Source organism: Cellulosilyticum lentocellum DSM 5427 (genome assembly GCF_000178835.2).
Classification (GTDB): Bacteria; Bacillota; Clostridia; order Lachnospirales; family Cellulosilyticaceae; genus Cellulosilyticum; species Cellulosilyticum lentocellum.
In genome coordinates, this window is the sequence record NC_015275.1 from 1,271,209 (window position 1) to 1,289,036 (window position 17,828).

Annotated in this window: 17 protein-coding genes and 10 tRNA genes; 26 read left to right on the forward strand and 1 reads right to left on the reverse strand. The window is 34.3% G+C overall.

What is annotated here, in order from left to right; all coding sequences use genetic code 11:
• Window positions 1-175 precede the first annotated feature (175 nt).
• From pth to CLOLE_RS05805, 24 genes are all read left to right on the forward strand, one after another.
• Window positions 176-748, forward strand: coding sequence for an aminoacyl-tRNA hydrolase (gene pth / locus CLOLE_RS05690; RefSeq protein WP_013656132.1), 573 nt, complete (start codon window positions 176-178; stop codon window positions 746-748).
• A gap of 56 nt (window positions 749-804) precedes the next feature.
• Entirely contained in the window at window positions 805-4,284 is a 3,480-nt protein-coding gene (gene mfd / locus CLOLE_RS05695) for a transcription-repair coupling factor (protein WP_041713457.1), read from the forward strand.
• Between the two features lie 56 nt (window positions 4,285-4,340).
• Window positions 4,341-5,354, forward strand: a complete 1,014-nt coding sequence (locus CLOLE_RS05700; protein ID WP_013656134.1) for a peptidylprolyl isomerase — start codon at window positions 4,341-4,343, stop codon at window positions 5,352-5,354.
• Window positions 5,355-5,544: 190 nt separating this feature from the next.
• Window positions 5,545-6,096: a stage V sporulation protein T gene (gene spoVT, locus CLOLE_RS05705; protein WP_013656135.1), complete on the forward strand. Its 552-nt coding sequence runs from the start codon at window positions 5,545-5,547 to the stop codon at window positions 6,094-6,096.
• Between the two features lie 236 nt (window positions 6,097-6,332).
• Entirely contained in the window at window positions 6,333-7,049 is a 717-nt protein-coding gene (gene mazG / locus CLOLE_RS05710) for a nucleoside triphosphate pyrophosphohydrolase (RefSeq protein ID WP_013656136.1), read from the forward strand.
• Between the two features lie 59 nt (window positions 7,050-7,108).
• A complete protein-coding gene (locus tag CLOLE_RS05715) occupies window positions 7,109-7,387 on the forward strand; it encodes an HU family DNA-binding protein (RefSeq protein ID WP_013656137.1) in 279 nt (92 codons plus the stop codon).
• Between the two features lie 55 nt (window positions 7,388-7,442).
• Window positions 7,443-7,682, forward strand: a complete 240-nt coding sequence (locus CLOLE_RS05720) for an RNA-binding S4 domain-containing protein (protein WP_013656138.1) — start codon at window positions 7,443-7,445, stop codon at window positions 7,680-7,682.
• A gap of 62 nt (window positions 7,683-7,744) precedes the next feature.
• On the forward strand, window positions 7,745-8,026 hold the full coding sequence (gene yabP, locus CLOLE_RS05725) for a sporulation protein YabP (protein ID WP_013656139.1): 282 nt from the start codon (window positions 7,745-7,747) through the stop codon (window positions 8,024-8,026).
• A gap of 12 nt (window positions 8,027-8,038) precedes the next feature.
• On the forward strand, window positions 8,039-8,560 hold the full coding sequence (gene yabQ / locus CLOLE_RS05730) for a spore cortex biosynthesis protein YabQ (protein WP_013656140.1): 522 nt from the start codon (window positions 8,039-8,041) through the stop codon (window positions 8,558-8,560).
• An 85-nt stretch (window positions 8,561-8,645) separates the two neighbouring features.
• Window positions 8,646-8,927: an FtsB family cell division protein gene (locus CLOLE_RS05735; RefSeq protein ID WP_013656141.1), complete on the forward strand. Its 282-nt coding sequence runs from the start codon at window positions 8,646-8,648 to the stop codon at window positions 8,925-8,927.
• Window positions 8,928-9,002: 75 nt separating this feature from the next.
• A tRNA-Met gene (locus CLOLE_RS05740) sits at window positions 9,003-9,075 on the forward strand.
• 125 nt (window positions 9,076-9,200) lie between these two features.
• Window positions 9,201-10,311, forward strand: a protein-coding gene (gene prfB, locus CLOLE_RS05745) for a peptide chain release factor 2 (protein WP_013656142.1) whose coding sequence is annotated in 2 segments (ribosomal slippage) — window positions 9,201-9,275 and window positions 9,277-10,311 — 1,110 coding nt in all. Because the reading frame shifts where the segments join, the coding sequence is not laid out codon by codon here.
• Window positions 10,312-10,330: 19 nt separating this feature from the next.
• Window positions 10,331-10,813 carry a chemotaxis protein CheW gene (locus tag CLOLE_RS05750; protein WP_013656143.1) on the forward strand — a complete coding sequence of 161 codons (483 nt, stop codon included), beginning with the start codon at window positions 10,331-10,333 and terminating at the stop codon, window positions 10,811-10,813.
• The gene (locus CLOLE_RS05755) at window positions 10,782-11,378 is read left to right on the forward strand and encodes an XTP/dITP diphosphatase (RefSeq protein ID WP_013656144.1); all 597 of its coding nucleotides are present in this window, start codon (window positions 10,782-10,784) and stop codon (window positions 11,376-11,378) included. The genes CLOLE_RS05750 and CLOLE_RS05755 overlap by 32 nt, the downstream gene beginning before the upstream one ends.
• Window positions 11,379-11,386: 8 nt before the next feature.
• The gene (locus CLOLE_RS05760) at window positions 11,387-11,929 is read left to right on the forward strand and encodes a metallophosphoesterase family protein (RefSeq protein WP_013656145.1); all 543 of its coding nucleotides are present in this window, start codon (window positions 11,387-11,389) and stop codon (window positions 11,927-11,929) included.
• Between the two features lie 112 nt (window positions 11,930-12,041).
• A tRNA-Gly gene (locus tag CLOLE_RS05765) sits at window positions 12,042-12,112 on the forward strand.
• Between the two features lie 5 nt (window positions 12,113-12,117).
• Window positions 12,118-12,191: transfer RNA gene (locus CLOLE_RS05770), tRNA-Arg, on the forward strand.
• A 5-nt stretch (window positions 12,192-12,196) separates the two neighbouring features.
• Window positions 12,197-12,270, forward strand: a tRNA-His gene (locus CLOLE_RS05775).
• A 31-nt stretch (window positions 12,271-12,301) separates the two neighbouring features.
• Window positions 12,302-12,373, forward strand: a tRNA-Gln gene (locus CLOLE_RS05780).
• Between the two features lie 23 nt (window positions 12,374-12,396).
• Window positions 12,397-12,469, forward strand: a tRNA-Lys gene (locus CLOLE_RS05785).
• 30 nt (window positions 12,470-12,499) lie between these two features.
• Window positions 12,500-12,581, forward strand: a tRNA-Leu gene (locus CLOLE_RS05790).
• 26 nt (window positions 12,582-12,607) lie between these two features.
• Window positions 12,608-12,678: transfer RNA gene (locus CLOLE_RS05795), tRNA-Gly, on the forward strand.
• A gap of 5 nt (window positions 12,679-12,683) precedes the next feature.
• Window positions 12,684-12,757: transfer RNA gene (locus CLOLE_RS05800), tRNA-Arg, on the forward strand.
• Window positions 12,758-12,763: 6 nt separating this feature from the next.
• Window positions 12,764-12,835, forward strand: a tRNA-Gln gene (locus tag CLOLE_RS05805).
• Window positions 12,836-13,240: 405 nt separating this feature from the next.
• Here the strand turns inward: CLOLE_RS05805 and CLOLE_RS05810 are convergent.
• Window positions 13,241-13,699, reverse strand: coding sequence for a CYTH domain-containing protein (locus tag CLOLE_RS05810; RefSeq protein ID WP_013656146.1), 459 nt, complete (start codon window positions 13,697-13,699; stop codon window positions 13,241-13,243).
• A gap of 250 nt (window positions 13,700-13,949) precedes the next feature.
• On the opposite strand from CLOLE_RS05810, the gene CLOLE_RS05815 reads away from it, so the two are divergent.
• Together CLOLE_RS05815 and CLOLE_RS23575 are read left to right on the forward strand one after the other, a co-directional pair.
• The gene (locus CLOLE_RS05815; protein ID WP_013656147.1) at window positions 13,950-15,032 is read left to right on the forward strand and encodes a glycosyltransferase family protein; all 1,083 of its coding nucleotides are present in this window, start codon (window positions 13,950-13,952) and stop codon (window positions 15,030-15,032) included.
• 15 nt (window positions 15,033-15,047) lie between these two features.
• Window positions 15,048-17,006: a hypothetical protein gene (locus CLOLE_RS23575; protein WP_013656148.1), complete on the forward strand. Its 1,959-nt coding sequence runs from the start codon at window positions 15,048-15,050 to the stop codon at window positions 17,004-17,006.
• Window positions 17,007-17,828 lie beyond the last annotated feature (822 nt).

A 17,828-nucleotide genomic window follows, 5' to 3' on the forward strand; every position in this document is an offset into this window, starting at 1 on the left:
CAAGATGTTTTTTATTTGCATAAAGTAAATTGTAATATATAATATTGTTATTATACATTTGAAAAAAGAATGATATGATAGAAATACAGATAAACTATAAAAAACTGCCACATTTAAATATGATATAGCAAGTTACAAAGATATATTGGTAGTTATAAAAGATAGGTGGAAAACAATGAAATTAATAGTAGGACTAGGAAATCCAGGTCTGCAATATGCAGCCACAAGACATAATATTGGTTTTGAAGTGATAGATAGCTTAGCAGAAGCGTATAATATACAAGTAACGAAAAGTAAATATAAAGCTTTAATTGGGGAAGCTAATATTAAAGGTGAACGTGTTATCTTAATGAAGCCTCAAACCTATATGAATTTAAGTGGCGAAGCTGTAAGGGCTTGTATGGACTTTCATAAAATAACCAATGAAGAAGTATTTGTTATTTTTGATGATGTTTCTTTAGAAGTAGGACAACTACGCCTGCGTAAAAATGGTAGTGCTGGTGGGCATAATGGGATTAAAAGTATTATTGCACACATAGGCACACAAGATTTCTCAAGACTTAAGTTTGGTGTTGGTGAAAAACCAGCAGGTTGGGACTTGGCTAATTATGTATTAGGTAGATTTTCAGAAGATGATCTTAAAATAATAGGGCCTAGATTTAAGGATGCTGTAGATGCTACAACTATGTTTGTAACGGATGGCATTGATAAAGCAATGAATAAGTATAACTTAAAAGTAAGACGGTGATTAAATTGGGATATAAACATAAAGGACTTATAGAACCTTTAAAAGAAGTGCAGGGAATGTCACAGCTTTTAGAGCATCTGGAGTACGGTGAAAATGTCAAGGTGGTAAACATGATAGATGCCTGCAAAGGTCATTTTTCATATGGCATAGGTTGCTTCACTGAAAAGCCACTTGTAATTATCACTTATGATGAGCCAAGTACCAAGCAAATTTCAGAAGATATGATGGCTTTAAACGGTAAAGAAAAAGTGTATATTTATCCTGCAAGAGATATCTTGTTTTATAACGCAGATGTGCACAGTATGGATATTACTTCCCAGCGTATTAAAGTGATTGAGGCCTTACAAAAAGGAGAAAAGGCAGTGTTTATCATTCCTATTGAGGCACTACTTAATCCTTTGTCCCCTAAAGAAACATGGGAATCTTATACAAAGATTGTACAAGCGGGAGAATGCATTAACATTAGCCGTTTAGAACGTGAATTAGTTCAAATGGGCTATGAACGAGTTGGGCGAGTAGAAGGAATGGGACAATTTGCCATTCGTGGCGGTATTATAGACATTTATACACCTATTGATGAAGAACCTTATAGAATTGAACTTTGGGATGATGAAGTCGACTCTATAAGGAACTTTAACGTGCAAACACAACGCTCTATTCAAAAGGTAGAGGCACTACGTATTGTGCCTAATCAGGAAATTATTTTTCATTTAGACCTTTTAAAAGAAGCTATTCCAGCGATTAAAGAAGACCTGAAAAAGACTACTAAAGCGTTAAGACAAGCCGGCAAAAAGGAAAGTGCACTTAAGATAGAGGAACAAGTGGGAGAAGCAATAGATCAAATTCAAAATGATATTAGTCCTCGAGGATTAGAGATGTATATACCATATACGTCGCTAAAATTAGTATCTATTTTAGATTACTTACCTAAAGAGACACTTCTCATTATTGATGAACCAATTAAAACAAAGGCAAGATGTGAACGGGTATTAGAAGAATACGGTATGAGTATGAAAGATCGCCTTGAATACGGTCATATTTTACCCAAACAAATTCAGCTTATTTTTGAGTATGAGCATTTAATTGCGCGTATGGAAACCTTCACTAAACTTTTTCTCATGAACTTTAATGCAGAAGTGGCGACTTTTGATGTTGCTTATACGCTATTCCTTAAAGTGCATGAGAATAATACTTTTTATAAAAATCTTGAACTCCTAGAGAAGGATTTAAAGGAATGGAAGAAAGATAATAAAAGAGTTATTATTTTATCAGGTGTTAAAGCAAAATCCTTACGTCTTATGAGTGAGCTAGAAGAAAGAGGAGTCATTGCGAGTTATAGTGAAAATAGTGAAGAGGAAGTTAAGAAGGGGCAAATTCTAATTTACAAGGGTGTTTTAGAGAAAGGTTTTTATTATGAGGATTTAGGCCTTTATATAGTGGCTGATAAAGATTTATTTGGAAAAGATAAGAAAACCAAAAAATCCAAGAAAAAACACAGTGGTGCTAAAATACAAAGCTTTTTGGAACTTGCACCTGGAGATTATGTTGTACATGAACAACATGGTATCGGTGTATTTAAAGGGGTCGAGCAACTTGTCATTGAAGGTATTAGTAGAGACAATTTAAAAATAGAATATGCAGACAACAATGTATTGTACGTTAATATCAATCAAATGGATATGGTTCAAAAATATGTAGGTTCAGAAGGTAAGGCGCCTAAACTTAGTAAACTAGGTGGATCTGAATGGAAAAAATCTAAAGCAAAAGTCAAAGGAGCTATTCAAAACATAGCTAAAGAGCTTGTTAAGCTTTATAGCCAAAGACAATATTCAAGAGGATTTTGCTATGAAGAAGATACAATTTGGCAAAAAGAATTTGAAGCTATGTTTCCTTATGAAGAAACTGGTGATCAACTAGAAGCTATTGAAGATGTTAAAAAAGATATGGAAAGTGATAAAATCATGGACCGTCTTATTTGTGGAGATGTAGGATATGGGAAAACAGAAGTGGCTATCCGTGCTGCTTTTAAAGCAGTACAAAATAGCAAGCAAGTGGCATATCTTGTACCAACTACTATTTTAGCTCAGCAACATTATCAGCGTTTTGCAGAACGTATGGCAGACTATCCTATTACCATAGAATTGCTTTCACGTTTTAGAACGCCTAAGCAAATTAAGAAAAGCTTAGAAGGCCTAGCAAGTGGAAAAGTAGATATTATCGTCGGGACCCATAGATTGTTATCCAAGGATGTACAGTTTAAAGACTTGGGGCTTGTAATCATTGATGAAGAGCAACGCTTCGGTGTAACTCACAAAGAAAAACTTAAACAGCTTCGTACACAAGTTGATGTAATGAATTTAACAGCAACACCTATTCCGAGAACCCTTCACATGAGTTTAATAGGGATTAGGGATATGAGTGTTTTAGAAGAAGCTCCGGTTGAAAGAAAACCTGTACAAACCTATGTGATTGAGTATAGTGAAGACTTTATTAAGGATGCCATTAATAGAGAGTTAACTAGAGGAGGACAGGTCTATTTCCTTCATAATCAAGTCAAAGATATAGAAGAAAAGGCACATGCTATTCAAGAGCTGATTCCTAAAGCAAGAGTGGCATTTGCCCATGGACAAATGAGCGAACGAGAACTGGAGCAAATCATGTTGCGCTTTATAGAAGGTGAAATTGACGTTTTAGTATGTACTACTATTATTGAAACGGGTTTGGATATTTCTAATGCGAATACAATTATTATGAATCATGCAGATCGTATGGGGCTGAGTCAATTGTATCAACTTCGTGGACGTGTTGGGCGCTCAAGTCGTATGGGGTATGCTTATTTGATGTATCAAAAAGATAAGGTACTAAAAGAAGTAGCTGAGAAGCGTCTTCAAGCCATTAAGCAGTTTACTGAACTTGGAGCTGGTTTTAAAATTGCAATGAGAGACTTAGAAATTAGAGGGGCAGGCAATTTATTAGGTGCTCAGCAACATGGGCATATGGAGTCCATTGGATACGATTTGTACTGCAAAATGTTAGCGGAAGTAGTGAGTGAAGAAAGAGGGGAAGAAGTAGCGGAAGAATATGAAACAACTATAGAAATTAAATTGAATGCTTATATTCCAGGTAGTTATATTCCTGATGAAATACAAAAGCTGGATATTTATAAAAAGATTGCTTCGATTAAAAATGAAACAGACTATTTAGATGTTCAAGAAGAAATTGAAGACCGTTATGGAAACATCCCAGTGGCTGTATATAATTTATTAGACATTGCCCTTATCAAAGCTATGGCACATGATTTATATATTATTTTAGTATCTGAGAACAATAAACATGTAACCTTTAAGTTTAAAGAAAATGCACCTCTTAATGCTGAAAAAGTACCTGAAATACTTAAAGAGTATGGTAGAAATCTAAAATTCGTAGGAGGCAAGGAACCTGCTTTTAAAGCGAATCTAGAAGAAGCAGGGAAAAAAGAGCTACTTAGTAATATTAAAAATATATTACATCTGCTCAAAAAATTGAAGAGTGAATGATTATAAGCTATAATAGTTTACAAAGAGAAAAAGGAACTGTATAAGGAGAGAGTAGCGTGAAGAGCATCAGTAGAACCTTAATTATGCTAGTATTAGCAAGTATTATAGCTTTTGGATTAACTGGTTGCGCCAAAGAAACAATAGTAGCCACTGTTAATAGTGAAAAGGTATCAGAGCCCTTATATCGTATTTTCTTATGGTCAACACAGCGCGGTCTAGAGAGTATTTTACCTGACATATGGGATGTTGATCCTATAGAAGGAAAAACACCAGAGGAGTTTGCAAAGGAAAGAGCTCTTAAATCCATAACCTATTACGTAGCTGTAAAACAAAAAGCAGAAGAAGCAGGTATTAATAAGCTTACAAAGGAAGAAAAGAGTGCCATTAAGGAATCTGCTAAAAATTATGTAGAGACAAATAAAGAATTTGTAACAAATTATGGCATTAAGCAAAAAGATTATGAGAAGTTCTTAGAATATGGAAAGTTAGAAGAAAAGGTTGTTAGTCAATTAGGTGGAACCTATATTCCTAATGAAGAGGAACTTAAAGAAGCTATGAAAGTGCTTGAAGAAGAAGGTGAATTTACATCAAGTGCGACTATTACTCATGTGCTCATTAAGAATAAAGATGAACAGGGTAATACATTACCTTCTGATAAGGATGCGGAGGCAAAAAAAAGAGCAGAAGATGTCTTAAATCAAGCATTAAATGGTGAAGATTTAACGATACTTGCTAGAAAGTATTCAGAAGATGCTGCTGTAAGTACAAATGATGGACAGTATACTTTCAAAAAAGGAGAAATGGAAGAAAGTCTAGAAGAGGTAGTATTTAATGAAGCAAAAATAGGAGCAGTTTATCCTAAGCTTATTGAAACGAGTATGGGGTATGAAATTGTAAAAGTAGAAGAGCTTAATGATATGGATGAAGTAACAATGAAAGAAGCTGCTATTAGAAAAATTCAGCAGGATTTTGTGAATCATGAGTTGTCAGAACTTAGTGCAACTTACAAAGTAGAAAAGACAGAGTCTTACGAAAATATTCATATTATGAATCTCGGTGAAGAATCTTAAAAGAATCAAATCATTTTTATGATTTGATTCTTTTTTTGAATGAGTTTTGATGATATTGGTAATAATTTATTATATAAAGCGAAAGCAAGGAGTATCATGCATAGAATCCCAAAATATGTAGCATAATAATTGTAAATTATAGTTAAAGCTATATATCATCAATTTGACATTGTTAAGGAGGTTGTTTCTTTTGAAAGCAACAGGCATCGTTAGACGAATAGATGACTTAGGTCGTGTCGTTATCCCTAAAGAGATTAGACGCACATTACGTATTAGAGAAGGAGATCCTTTAGAAATCTTTACAGACAATGAAGGGCAAGTTATTTTGAAAAAGTATTCTCCGGTTGGTGAACTGAGCTCTTTTGTAAAAGAATATGCGGATGCCTTAGCACAAGCAACAGGACATATCACCTGTATTGCTGATAAAGATCAAGTTATTGCTGTGGCCGGTGGTTCTAAAAAAGAATTTTTAGATAAAAGTATTAGTAGTCATTTAGAAAAAATTATTCAAGGACGCTCTATTTTCAAAGCAACTAAAGATGATGCAAAATTTGTACCTATTCTTCTAGAAGGAACTACAGAAAGCTATTATTCAGAAGTGATTTCACCTATTATTTGTGAAGGTGATGCTATAGGAGCAGTTATCTTTCTTTCAGCTAATAAAAATAATGCTATGGGTGAAGTAGAAGAAAAATTAGCTTATTCTGCTTCTGGTTTTATAGGTAAACAGATGGAACAATAAAATAAAAGCTAGCAACCTTAATAATCATTGATTAAGTTGCTGGCTTTTGTTTTTAATAACTGTTAATGATATTTTTAAGAAGTAAGGAAAGAGTCATCCTGAATAGTTACTAAGAGGTATAAAGAGTATATTTGAGATTAATGTAAGAGATAAATGAGAAGTTTTCTTTATAGTACGGAGGGAATTGGTGTGATAAAATAAAGAAATAAGCATTTTAACTGCCAAGGAGGAGAGTAATGGAATCATTATATAGCTATGAGGATTTGGTAGCAATTATTGAAAAACTAAGAGGTGAGGGTGGATGTCCTTGGGATAGAGAACAAACGCATGAATCTCTTACTCCCTGTTTATTAGAAGAAAGCTATGAGCTTATGGAAGCTTTACAAAATAATGATATACCTTTAATGAGAGAAGAATTGGGAGATGTACTATTGCAAGTGCTGATGCATACACAAATTGCAAAAGAAGATGGTGAATTTACTTTAGAAGAGGTAATCCATGACTTAGCGCATAAATTAATTTATAGACATCCTCATGTTTTTAAGGATACGAAGGTAGAAAATTCCCAGGAGGTATTGACTAATTGGGAAGAACTTAAGCAAAAAGAAAAAAATGAGACAAGCTTAGTGGAATCTATGGACCGAGTAGCTAAGACGCTTCCCGCTTTAGTTAAAACTCAAAAAGTACAAAATAAAGCAATAAATAATGGAGCTATAAATAGGGATATTTTACAGGAATTAGAAGGATTAATTGATAGGTTGAATTGCATAAAAGATACTGTAAAACAAGGTGATATTGTACAAAATGAAGAAAAAATAGGCGAAATCCTGTTTGCTGTAGTAAAATTATCCACTTTTTTTGAGATAAATGCGGAATTTGCCTTGACAAAATCAATGGAAAAGTTTATAAATAGATTTAGATATATTGAAAATTCAAGGGTTCCAAAAGATTGAACCTAAAATTTTCAATACATATATCCATGTTAGAAACATGAATAGAGGAGGAACAAATAATGAACAAATCTGAATTAGTAGCTGCTATGTCTGCAAAAGCAGAAATTAGCAAAAAAGATGCTGAAAAAGCACTTAAGGCTTTTGAAGATGTTGTAATGGAAGAACTTCAAGCTGGGGGAAAAATTCAATTAGTTGGTTTTGGAACATTTGAAGTTACAGAGCGTAAACCACGTGTAGGTAGAAATCCAAAAACAAATGAAGAAATGCCAATCCCAGGTGGAAAAGCACCTAAATTCAAACCTGGTAAAGCTTTAAAAGATGTTGTTAAAGGTAACTAATATATAAAAATCTACACTGTTAGTGTAGATTTTTTTTTGTCAAATGGAGGATAAGATGCGTATAGATAAATACTTAAAGATTAGTCGTATCATTAAAAGAAGAACTATTGCTCAAGAAGCATGTGATAGTGGAAGAGTGATGGTTAATGATAAGCTTGCAAAACCAGGAACTGATGTAAAGATAGGTGATGTTATAGAGATTCGTTTTGGGACGCAGACCGCTAAGTATGAAGTGTTAGAAATTAAGGAACATGTAAAAAAAGAAGAAACAGATAACTTGTACCGTATTTTGTAATAAATATCATTTCCTTTCATATAAATAGTTATAGAAGGCTATAAGATGAAAGGATGATAAAAATGGAAGAAAAAATGGGACGAAAGCACATGCTTACTTTATCAGATAGAGAAAAGCTATCTATTACAGGCGTAACAGAAGTTTTTTCTTTTGATGAAGAAGTTATAGAATTAGAAACGGGTAAAGGGTATCTGGAGATTAAAGGAGACGGGCTCCATATCATTAAGATGAATATTGATGATGGAGAGGTGATTGTAGAAGGAACAGTTGATGAACTTATTTATCATGATAATCAAAGCCAAGGTAAGAAAAAGGGCGCGATTATGTCGAAATTATTTAAATAAGTCGGTGATGTTATGAATCAAATTGTAAGCAGTCAAACCAGGCTCTTTATCACTTCTATCGAAATAGGGATTATGATGGGGATTATATTTGACCTAGTAAGAATTGTGAGAAAAATTATAAAGCACCCTAATTTCTTTGTACAGCTAGAAGATATGCTATACTGGATTTTTTGTGGTTTTACTGGGTTCTATATGCTTTATATATGTAATTATGCAGATATAAGACCTTATATCTTTATTGGTATTATTTTAGGAGCAACTCTGTATTTCCTAACCTTTAGCATTGTTTTTATGGGAATTATGACTAGGATTATTAATTATGTAAAAGCAGTACTTAGAAAGCTTTATCATCTAATCCTTATCCCTGTTAGAGGAACTATAAGGCTAATTAAGGTTCCTTTAAATTACATACAAAATAAACACAATCAGATGAAATACTATCAAAAACTTAAAAGACGGGCGGTTGCCAGGAAGAAATATCAACAAGAGGCAGATAAAAAAACAGAACGTTTTTTAAAAAATCAAAAAATATGATTTACAAAGGCTGATAGCTTTTATATTATAATAAGTAAGAAGGATACAAAATAAATTTTAATTTTATATAAAAGCAGGGATACAAATGAGAAAACAAAAAGTAATCATTTTAAGAATTACATTTATCGTCACTACCCTGGGAGTATTGGGCTTGTTTGTAAGTGGACAAAATCTTAGGGTATTGAACCAAAAAGTTGATAAAGAGTTAGAAGTAACAAGAGAAAAAGTAGCTGTTCAACAAGATAAGCTAGAGGCACTACAAAAAGAAGTGACAGATATTAACTCTAAAGAGTATATTGAAAAGGTAGCAACAGATCAACTGGGTATGGTAGAAGAGGATACAATTGTCTTTCGAGAAAAGAAATAGCCTTGACAAAAATGATACATGGATTATACTTAAATTAACAGAGCATATAGTGTTGCTTTGTTATTAGAAGAATAACGCGGGATGGAGCAGTTGGCAGCTCGTCGGGCTCATAACCCGAAGGTCACAGGTTCAAGTCCTGTTCCCGCTATTACCAAAAGAAACAGCTTAAACCTATTTAAGCTGTTTCTTTTTATGAAATTAGCTTTTATGAATGAAAAATAGTTGAACAAATAGACATAAACAAGCTATGATAAATACAAAAGGAGTGATAAGATGTTAGAAATGGAGCAATTGCAGACAAGTTTGCAACCGTATAAAGCGAAATTAGTTGAAATGGGGAACCGTCTTTGACATCGAAGGATGCAAAGTTAAAGCTAGTGAACTAGAAGAAATGTCTATGGACAATGCTTTTTGGAATGATATAGAAAGGGCCCAAAGTGTACTACAACAACTTAAAAATTATAAAGACCGTATAGAAAAATACGATAAATTATGTGGTAGTTTTGAAGATATTTTAGTGCTGATAGAAATGGCTAATGAGGATGAGGATATTGGGCTAGCAGAGGAAGCAAAAGCATGTGCCAAAACTTTTGAAGAAGATTACAGTGAAATGCTTACTGCCACGTTATTAGATCAGGAGTATGACCGTAATAATGCCATATTAGAACTCCATCCAGGAGCAGGTGGAACTGAGGCGTGTGACTGGGTAGCTATGCTTTTTAGAATGTATACAAGATGGGCTGACAGAAAAGGTTTTAAGGTGGAAGTCCTTGATTATCTCGATGGAGATGAAGCAGGTATTAAGTCAGTAACTATTCAAATAAGTGGTGAGAATGCCTATGGTTATTTAAAATCTGAAAAGGGAATTCACCGTTTAGTACGTATATCACCTTTTGATTCTTCTGGAAGAAGACATACTTCTTTTGCTTCGTGTGATGTTATACCTGAGATTACAGATGAAATAGAAATTGATATTAGGCCAGAAGACTTACGTATAGATACGTATCGTTCGACAGGTGCAGGTGGACAACATGTCAATACAACAGATTCAGCTGTGCGTATTACTCATTTACCAACTAATATCGTGGTACAATGCCAAAATGAACGTTCACAGATTCAAAATAGAGAAAGAGCTATGCAAATGCTAAAAGCAAAACTCTATGAAAAAGAACAAGAGGAACGTATGGATAGAATAGATGGTATACGAGGAGAAAAAAAAGATATTGCATGGGGAAGTCAAATTAGATCCTATGTTTTTCATCCCTATAATATGGTAAAGGACCATAGAACGAGTGAGGAAACAGGTAATACTTCAGCCGTTATGGATGGAGATATAGACCGCTTTATGAATGCTTATTTAGGATGGATTCATCAAAAAGATTGATATTCAGGGGGAATGTCTTATGGAGAGTAAGCAGATTGTCGTTTTCAAATTATTAGAACATGAGTTTGGTATGGATATAATAAAGGTGTTAGAAATACAAAATTATGAATCAATAAGGCCTGTACCAGAGGTGCCCGATTATATAGAGGGGATTATCAATGTGAGAGGTGTTGTATTTACCATATTCAATTTACGAAAAAGACTAAACCTGCCATTACAGGAAAACTTAAGTCATTCAAAACTGATTTTAATGAATCTAAAGGATAATAGGGTTGGGTTTATTGTGGATAGTGTATCAGAGATATTAACAGTAGAAACCATGCATATAGAAGAATCATCAACTATATTAGGAAAAAAAGAAGTAAGCTGTATACAAGGAATTATCAAAAAAGCAGATCAAATGATTCTTTTATTGGATGTAGATATACTTATTTCAGAGACACAAGAAATGATGCCGTTAGGAGTAAATGATGAAAACAATTATAGTAGCAACTCAAAATAAAGGAAAAGTAAAAGAAATAAAAGAGATGTTAGCTGATCTACAAGTTGAAGTAAAAACTATGGGAGAAGCAGGGATAGATATAGATATCGAAGAAAATGGTACGACCTTTGAAGCGAATGCCATCATTAAGTCAGAAGCAATAGCAGCGCTTGAACCAAATGCTATTGTAATTGCAGATGATTCAGGGCTAGAAATTGATTATTTAAATAAGGAACCGGGTGTATATTCTGCTAGGTATTTAGGGAAAGATACATCATATGAAATAAAAAATCAAATGATATTAGAAAAATTACAAGATGTAGCTAAAGAAGAACGAACAGCAAGATTCGTTTGTAGTATTGCTATGAGTCGTAAGAATGAAGCTACAATAACGACAACAGGTGTATTAGAAGGCTATATTGGTTATGAAGCGAAGGGCACTAATGGATTCGGATATGACCCTATTTTTTACGTAGAAGAATTAGGGACTTCTACAGCTATGCTCTCTATGGAGGAGAAGAATCAAATTAGTCATCGTGCCAAAGCACTTAAAGCTATGAAAAAAGAATTATTAAAAGTACTGTAGGTGAGTAAATGAAAGTACTAATAATAAGTGATACTCATGGAAAGATTGAAAATGTAAAAATGATATTAGAACGCACAATTCCTCTAGGTGTGGGTACTGTATTGCATTGTGGAGATTATGTTAGTGATGCAAGGCTATTACAAAAATACTATCCTGGTGTAGAGATATATTATGTGTATGGTAATTGTGATGTTGGCTTTGGAGGTGCATACAGTGAAGTGGTAACTATAGAAGGTGTATCCTTTTATATGACTCATGGGCACAGGTATGGTGTAAAATGGGGAGAATATGATGATCTTATTATTGATGCCATAGCTCATGAAGCACAGGTAGCAGTATGTGGTCATTCTCATTGTGCTCATATAGAGAGAAAAGAAGATGTACTTCTATTAAACCCGGGAAGTATGACGCAGCCTAGAGATGGAAAATACCCTTCTTATGCTATTGTAGAAGTTAAGGGTGGGCAAATCAAAGAAGCAAATATCATGCAAATAATTGAGAATGAGAATGTCATTATACATCCTATAAGTAATAGATATAGGGCAAGGTAAAAAAAATAAAAAAAACATAAAAGGTGTTGACGTATGCAAAGAAGTTAGGTATAATACATTTTGTCAGTCGAGGAGGGAACTCTAAGAACTGACAAAATGAAGCATATGATATGCGGGTGTAGTTCAATGGTAGAACTTCAGCCTTCCAAGCTGACTACGTGGGTTCGATTCCCATCACCCGCTCTTGTGTATCCATAGCTCAGCTGGATAGAGCAACGCCCTTCTAAGGCGTGGGTCCGGGGTTCGAATCCCTGTGGATACGGTATGGTGGGTATAGCTCAGTTGGTAGTAGCACTGGATTGTGGTTCCAGGTGTCGTGGGTTCGAGCCCCATTACCCACCTTTTATTATGGACAAACGTACATAATAATGTAGGGTTATCGCCAAGCGGTAAGGCACAGGATTTTGATTCCTGCATTCGGAGGTTCAAATCCTCCTAGCCCTGTTAGGACATTTGTCCTATGGTTTGGGTCACTAGCTCAGTCGGTAGAGCACTTGACTTTTAATCAAGTTGTCCCGGGTTCGATTCCCGGGTGGCTCATTCTTAACTCAATAGTTAAGGTTTTAATATGCGGGCGTGGCGGAATTGGCAGACGCACTAGACTTAGGATCTAGCGCCGCGAGGTGTAAGGGTTCGACTCCCTTCGCCCGCATCATTAAATAAATATGCATAGTATATGCGGGTGTAGTTCAATGGTAGAACTTCAGCCTTCCAAGCTGACTACGTGGGTTCGATTCCCATCACCCGCTCTTATGTATCCATAGCTCAGCTGGATAGAGCAACGCCCTTCTAAGGCGTGGGTCCGGGGTTCGAATCCCTGTGGATACGGTATATAGGGTTATCGCCAAGCGGTAAGGCACAGGATTTTGATTCCTGCAGACGGAGGTTCGAATCCTCCTAGCCCTGTATAAAAAACCCAGTGTAGATGATAGCATCTATACTGGCTTTTTTATGTTTGTGAGAGAAATAAAAAGAAGGTAGAAATACATTATAAAAGAAGCCGAACTAAGGAAATAAAATATACTTAGTTCGGCTTCTTTTGTTTATCTAGCTCTTTGAAGAAACTTAATTAATAATTGCTACAAGGAACCTTATGAAAGATATAGCAAGGCTCCTCAGCATTGTCGGCGCTTCATGATACTACTAAATGGCAATTATTAAAGCTTAACCAAGAGGAGGGGCCTTAAGGATTTGATGGATGAACCTTTTTGAGGAATCAAACCTCTAAGACTCTAGTTTAAAAACTTTATTTTTATATAAAGATATATGTAGCTAGGAAAGACAATCCCTAATAAATAATAAAACAAATTCCTATTTTTCTGTAGGAACTCCATAGGTAGCTAAATTATTGTTTTTATAGCGATTATCTAATGTGATGTCTTTTCCAAACCACTGAGGAGCTTTGAAAGAATCAGCAGCGGCTACGGAAGTAAATTCAACTTCTACGGTGCATAAGCCATCTAAGTGACCTTGATAGATATCTAACTCAGCTGTTAATTGATTTTCTAAAGGAATAAAATACCTTGTTTTTTTAATAGGCGAGCTATCTACTTTTTTATAAAGAGAATCATACTGCTCTTTGGTGATGGGCATTTCAAATTCTTCTCGTATCATATGCCCTTGGGATTTAACTGTAAGAAAATATTGGTTTCCCATCTCACGAAGCCTTATAACAGGATCGGTTGAAATGTATGCCTGTGTTATTTTTTCGCTTGAGTATGCTTCAAGTGAAGGATAGTCTTGCACTAAAAATTTACGTTCAATTTCCAAAATTAATTACCCCCTTAATTAAACCTTACTATATATTATATTACCATATTAGAAATATAAAAGCATGTTATTTAGAAAAATAGAGCGTATGAATTAATTGAGAGGTTGTTATAAGAAGGCATATTAAAGCAAATAAGTAAAGATTTCTTATTAATACGTTTTAGATTAAAGCTATGTCATATATATATAAGAGAATAAGATAAAACAGGATGAAAGAATTATATGGCTATATTTAGTAAAGAGGTGAATAATGGGAAAATATAAGGTATGTGTTTATGCGATTAGTAAAGATGAAGAGCAGTTTGTTGAGCGGTGGATGGATGCTGTAAGTGAAGCAGATTTAGTAGTTGTTTTGGACACTGGTTCTACGGATGAGACGGTTGGTAAATTGCGTAAAAGAGGGGCGATTGTTTATGAAGATAAGATAGAGCCATGGAGATTTGATGTGGCTCGAAATAAGGCCTTAGACTATGTGCCTATAGATGTAGATATTTGTGTATCCAACGACTTAGATGAAGTATTTGAAAAAGGATGGAGAAAAAAACTAGAAGAAGTCTGGCGACCTTTTTATACAAGAGCAAAATATAGATTTACATGGTCATATAAAGCGGATAGTAGTCCTGATAAACAATTTGTAATGGAAAAAATACATGCTAGGAATAATTTTAGGTGGATTCATCCTGTACATGAGGTACTTGAGTATATTGGAGAAGAACCAGATCAGTCAGTAGCTATTTATGATATTGTGTTAAATCATTATCCAGACTTAACTAAACCTAGGAGTCAATACTTAGCTTTATTGGAATTATCAGCAGAAGAAAACCCTATGGATGATCGTACAATTTTTTGGCTAGGGCGAGAGTATATGTATTATAGCCAATATGATGCTTGTATAGAGATTTTAAAGAGGCATCTGTCGTTACCAACAGCTACTTGGGATGAGGAAAGGTCAGCTTCTATGCGTTTTATTTCTAATAGTTATAAAGCAATGGAGAATATGTCAGAAGCAAAAGTATGGCTTTATCGGGCTATAGCGGAGTGCCCATATGTAAGAGAACCTTATGTATATATGGCAAAGTTGGCGTACAGTGAAGAAAATTGGGAATTATTATTTTTTGTAACAGAAAAAGGATTAGAAATAAAAGAAAGGTCTGGAAGTTATTTAGTTGAACCTGAGAGCTGGGGATATATATTAGAAGATTACGCAGCTATTTCTTGTTATTACTTAGGTCTTTATGAAAAATCTTATGAACATGCTATAAAAGCGTGTGAGTTATTACCTAACGACTCAAGATTAGAAAATAATAAAAAACTTATTAAAGCCAAATTATAAGGAAGGAGGAGTAGAATGAGACATTTTAAAGTGGGAGTTTATGCAATATGTAAAAATGAAGAAAAATTTGCTGAAGCATGGATGAACTCTATGAGTGAGGCTGATATTATTGTTGTTACAGATACAGGGTCAACGGATAAAACAGTAGAAATATTAGAAACTAAGGGAGCTGTAGTTTATAAAGAAGAGATTATCCCTTGGCGTTTTGATGTGGCTAGAAATATTTCTTTAGAACATCTTCCGGAGAATGTAGATATTTGTGTCTGTACGGATTTGGATGAAATGCTAGTACCAGGATGGAGAGAAACATTAGAAAGTACGTGGCAAAAAGGCATTCATCAAGGTAAATACCTGTATAATTGGAATTTAAATCCAGATGGTACACCAAATAGCCAATTTACCTATTTTAAAGTACATGATAGGCAGCATTTTAGATGGGTATATCCTGTGCATGAAGTTTTAGAATATGTAGGTAAAGAACCATATAGGGAAGTTTTTATAGAAGGGATGGTTCTTAACCATTATCCTGATTCAACTAAATCTAGAGACTCTTATCTAGAACTTTTGGAGATGGCAATAGAAGAAAGTCCGGAAGATGATAGGATGACCTACTATTTAGGTAGGGAATATATGTACAAAGAAAAATCGCAGCAGTGTATAGATACACTAATAAGATATTTACAATTAAAGTCAGCAGTTTGGAAAGAAGAAAGATGTGCGGCAATGAGATGGATAGCAACTAGCTATGGAAACTTAGGTGAGGGTAAAGAAGCAGAGGCTTGGTATTACCGAGCTATTGCAGAGGTACCTTATATGAGAGAGGCTTACGTAGAAATGGCTCAATATGCTTATTTAAAAGAAGAATGGATAACAGTTTTTATGATGGCCAATGAAGCATTAAAAATCAAAGAGAAGTCAAAATGTTATATTAACATGGGCTATGCATGGAATGAGACTCCCTATGATTTAGCAGCCTTGGGAGCATATTACTTAGGTATGTATGATAAAGCGTTAGTATATGCAAAAGAAGCCAATATAATTAATCCTAATAATCAGCGTATAAAGAACAATTTGAAGCTAATACAAGATAAATGCTTAGAATTGGCACAGAAAAAGGTAACTAAGATTCAAGCAAAAGAGGAATTGGTGCATACTTTACTACTTTTATTTAGAAACGAGCATTTATCAGAAGATCAAGAGTTAGCCATGACTTGTCTTTTTTCATTAGAAGAAGCAAAGTATAAAACAGTTATTATTTATAATCAAGGGTGCTTATCTAACCAGGAGCTAGAGAAGTTTCTAGAGAAATTTAAGCTCAATTTTATTATCATTGGAGAAGGAAAGAATGTAGGCATTCCAGTAGGGCGTCAGCGCTGTTTTGAATACATATGGACGCATAGGAGAGAAACAAAATATATAAGTGAATTGCATTTAGATATGATTTTTTCACCTTTATGGGAAGAAGCTTTAGTAGGATACTTAAGAACTCATGAGGAACCCATGATTAGCTGTGGTATTATTGATAAAAGTGGAGATATGAAGTTCAGTGGCAATACCATAAGGGAGATACCTAGAGATGGTACGGAAATGCAGAAGTTTTTAAGAAATTTAACAAGTAATAAGATTGTTCATGGATTTACGCATCCCTGTATTCACGTGAGTCATATTCTTGAGGAAGTAGGAGGATATGATTTAAGATTTCTAGAAGGTAAGCATTGCTTTGAGGATGATAGTCTGTTATTAGGTTATTACTATTATTATGGAACAAAGGCAAAGTGGTATCCAAAAGTAAATTATCAATCAGTTGTTTATCATGCTATAGCCATGCAACGCCTAGAGGTGGCGGATGATATTACTGTAAATTTTAATGGGTTAGTGAAACAGTATGGAGCTATGGGGTTAAAGTATTTAAGTGAACTCCATAAAAGTAGCTGGCAAGTTGATTTTTTTCAAGAGCAATTTTTGAATCAGTAATAAATGGATAAGAGGTACCTCTATGAAAGGTACCTCATACTAAAATAGTTTAGCTGAAAGACTTAGGTTTCTATTCTAGTAAAAGACCAGCACTTGCATAACCAATGATGTTATTTCCACCCTTTTGACCTGATGGTACTATAGTGAAGAAAATAACCATTATACGTGTTTTAGCTGTTACACTTATATTAAAGGTAGAGTTAATCTTATGAGCTATAAGATTATTTGAAGCGATGTCTGGTGCTAGCTCAATAAAGCCATTTGCAACAGGTGAAAATACTTTATTTGGTGTTGTAGATATATAGATTTGAGCTATAATGGTTGCACTGGTAAATTACCTGTAACAGAAAAGTATGTTGATAGAGCCTTAATAGTACCAGCACTTGGCATACTAAAGGCTGTGTTCATACCATTCAAATTACTAGAGTCCATAGTGATAGTATCATTAATACCATCACCGACATCAATACCTGATTCAGAAGCGCCGAACTACAGTGATTCATAGAATGTTTTTCGGGTGTATATTTTCTTCCGTAGCTATTGGACATACAACTTCCCCTATTCTAAAATCAAATTTACATATAGAAAATAAGGGTATTACAAGCATATACTATGTGTATAAGGCAAATTAGGTGATTATTTCAAAATAGCTTAATAAACTATTTCAAATGATTTTACCAATAGGATAGTGGTAGAAAATCAGATAATAACATTATTTCTGATGAGATAAGTAAAAAAATTAGATAATAACTGGCAAGTTTATTTTTTACCCCTTATACTTAAGTTATAATAACGAAAGTACGAATGTGATATGAACTTATA

Excerpts from the sequence above, each read along its gene's own strand:
- mazG (WP_013656136.1), top strand. The coding sequence starts at position 6,333 with ATGGAATCATTATATAGCTATGAGGATTTGGTAGCAATTATTGAAAAA.
- CLOLE_RS05815 (WP_013656147.1), top strand. The coding sequence starts at position 13,950 with ATGGGAAAATATAAGGTATGTGTTTATGCGATTAGTAAAGATGAAGAG.
- CLOLE_RS23575 (WP_013656148.1), top strand. The coding sequence starts at position 15,048 with ATGAGACATTTTAAAGTGGGAGTTTATGCAATATGTAAAAATGAAGAA.
- CLOLE_RS05755 (WP_013656144.1), top strand. The coding sequence starts at position 10,782 with ATGAAAACAATTATAGTAGCAACTCAAAATAAAGGAAAAGTAAAAGAA.
- CLOLE_RS05715 (WP_013656137.1), top strand. The coding sequence starts at position 7,109 with ATGAACAAATCTGAATTAGTAGCTGCTATGTCTGCAAAAGCAGAAATT.
- yabP (WP_013656139.1), top strand. The coding sequence starts at position 7,745 with ATGGAAGAAAAAATGGGACGAAAGCACATGCTTACTTTATCAGATAGA.
- pth (WP_013656132.1), top strand. The coding sequence starts at position 176 with ATGAAATTAATAGTAGGACTAGGAAATCCAGGTCTGCAATATGCAGCC.
- CLOLE_RS05735 (WP_013656141.1), top strand. The coding sequence starts at position 8,646 with ATGAGAAAACAAAAAGTAATCATTTTAAGAATTACATTTATCGTCACT.
- yabQ (WP_013656140.1), top strand. The coding sequence starts at position 8,039 with ATGAATCAAATTGTAAGCAGTCAAACCAGGCTCTTTATCACTTCTATC.
- CLOLE_RS05720 (WP_013656138.1), top strand. The coding sequence starts at position 7,443 with ATGCGTATAGATAAATACTTAAAGATTAGTCGTATCATTAAAAGAAGA.
- CLOLE_RS05750 (WP_013656143.1), top strand. The coding sequence starts at position 10,331 with ATGGAGAGTAAGCAGATTGTCGTTTTCAAATTATTAGAACATGAGTTT.
- CLOLE_RS05760 (WP_013656145.1), top strand. The coding sequence starts at position 11,387 with ATGAAAGTACTAATAATAAGTGATACTCATGGAAAGATTGAAAATGTA.
- mfd (WP_041713457.1), top strand. The coding sequence starts at position 805 with ATGTCACAGCTTTTAGAGCATCTGGAGTACGGTGAAAATGTCAAGGTG.